The following is a 2,297-nucleotide window of genomic DNA, read 5'->3' as shown; positions in this document are numbered from 1 at the left end:
CCTATTGGTTGGAACCAACAGGCGTTAGTGTGTTGTTGAGTTGGTACTTTCATGTCGTAGTACGGGTACTCGCCGGCCGACGGGAAGACACAGACCTCGGGGATGCCGGGGGCGGCGCGAACCGGCACTGTGCCCCCAGGAGCATCGATCCCGGCGACGTACAAGCCAGCCATGTCGCTCAATTTACCGGGCCGACCGGCGATCTCTGCATAGGCTGGGTACGACGTACGGCCCACACGGTCGATCAGACCGGTGCGTTCACGAAGGTAGGTTCCTGTCAGCGCATGTACTCCCCGTCCTTCGGCTCGACGGCGCGGACGACATGCCCAATACAAGGAGTAGTGGCCAGCCGCCATCCGGCGGGCAGCACACGGGCCTCAGGCGGATTGCCCCAATGACAGACGATCGTTCTCTTGACGAGCGCGTCATGACGCGCGACGGTGCCGTGTCCGAGCAGGCCCCTGAGGGCTCAGAGGGCTCGGACGGCTCCGCCCGCACCGCGCGGCCCGAGCGCGGCCCCTTGGATGCCGTGGAGCAGGCGGTTCTCGTCGGCCGCCAAGCCGCGATCGAGAGCGGCGCGGCAAGCCGTGCGTTGCTCGGGCCGATGGACGAGGCCGGAGAGCCGCTCGTGAACGGGAGCCGCCGCCCGCTGTCGCGGCGAGTGCTGGTGGTCTACGCCCTGGTCAACGTCGGTCTGGCAGTGATCTACACGCTTGTGCCGGCCCTCAGCGTGCTGGCCTGGGCGGCCATCGTGCTATCGACGACGATGGCGTTCGTCGTCGGCATCGCCCGGAACCGGCCCCGGCGACGCTTCCCCTGGGTCTTGATGGGTGCGGGCTATCTGACGTTCGCCGTCGGCACCGTCGTGGCCCTCCTGGCGCCGGCCGGGCAGTTCCCGACCCGCGCCGACGTGGTGTTCCTCGGCGTGTCGTTGCCCCTGTTGCTGCTGGGACTGTTGAGCCTCACCCGCTCCGGTGCGCGGATCTCGGACCGGGCGAGCACGATCGACGCGGTCATCCTGACCACCGGTGCCGGATTCCTCGCCTGGACCTTCCTGATCAGTCCGTTCCTGCGCGACCCCGATCTCAATGACATGGCCAAGGCGGTCTCGATCGCCTACCCGATGGTCGACGTACTCATGCTCGCGATCCTCGCCCGGCTCCGCCTGACCGCCACACAGAGCCGGAGCGCGACGCTGCTGATCGTGTCCGGCGCCGCCCTGCTCACCTCCGACACCCTCTACGGGCTGACCCGGCTCAACGGAGACTGGCAGCTGGGCGGTCCGATCGACCTGGGCTGGCTGATCTTCTACATCGCCGGCGGCGCGGCGGCGCTGCAGCCGTCCATGGCCCGGCTGACCGAACCGCACATGCTCACCCAGACCCAGGTCTCGTTGCGGCGCGGGATCCTGACCGTGGCGTCGCTGCTGGCCCCCGCCGCGCTGTTGATCCAGGCGCTGCGCGGACCGGTGCACGACGGTGCGGTGATCGCCGCCGCCTCCGCCGTTCTCATCCTGCTCGCGCTCGCCCGGATGTCCGCGGTGGCGAGCAGCCTGCGCCGCACCCTGATCCGCGAACGGCAGTTGCGCGTCGCCTGTGAGGCACTGCTGGCGTCGGGGACCACCGAAGAGGTCAATGACGTCCTCTGCCGAGCCGTGGGGCAGATGCTACCGGCCGGTACGGTCCATCGCGTCGCGCTCAAGGTGCTCGAAGCCGACCGGCCGAGCACCGACGACCCCGCGCTGATCGAGTTCTGTTACGTACGCGCGCTGCCGGCCGACATCGCGGAGCTGCTGGCCGGTTTCGACCTGGCCCTTCGCTGCCGACTCGCCGTCGGTGGCCAGCATATCGGCGACCTGTACGTCGGCACCGACGAGCAGGCCCTGGTCGAGCTGCAGGAGTCGTTGCCGGTGCTGGCCGGCCAGGCCGCCACGATGATCGACCGGATCGCCCTGGGCCGGGAGATCAGCCTGCGCGACAGCCAGGCCTACTTCCGGACCCTGGTGGTCAACGCCACCGAGGTGATCGCTGTCGTCGGCGACGACAACCGGTTCGGCTATGTCAGCCCGGCCGCCGAGCTCGTCTTCGGCACCGCCGATCTGATCGGTCACAGCGCCCTCGAGATCATCGACCCGAGCCAGCGTGCGCACGTCCGGGACGTGCTGGACGCCGCCCGCGAAGGCACCTCCACCGAAGGCCTGGATCTATGGCTGGTGCGGCGCGGGGATGGCGAGCTGGTCCACGCCGAGGTCAGCATCGGTGACATGCGGGGGGAGCCCGGCGTCGACGGCCTGGTTC

1 protein-coding gene is annotated in these 2,297 nt (G+C 69.1%); it reads left to right on the top strand.

From position 1 onward, the window contains the following. Positions 1-427: 427 nt before the first annotated feature. The coding region (locus AB0M20_RS39060; RefSeq protein WP_364306049.1) for a PAS domain S-box protein at positions 428-2,297 on the top strand (1,870 nt) is incomplete at its 3' end.

Source organism: Actinoplanes sp. NPDC051633 (assembly GCF_040681735.1).
In the GTDB taxonomy this organism is placed as follows: domain Bacteria; phylum Actinomycetota; class Actinomycetes; order Mycobacteriales; family Micromonosporaceae; genus Actinoplanes.
Note: the sequence above shows the minus strand (reverse complement) of the source record. Positions and strands in the feature narration are given on the sequence as shown.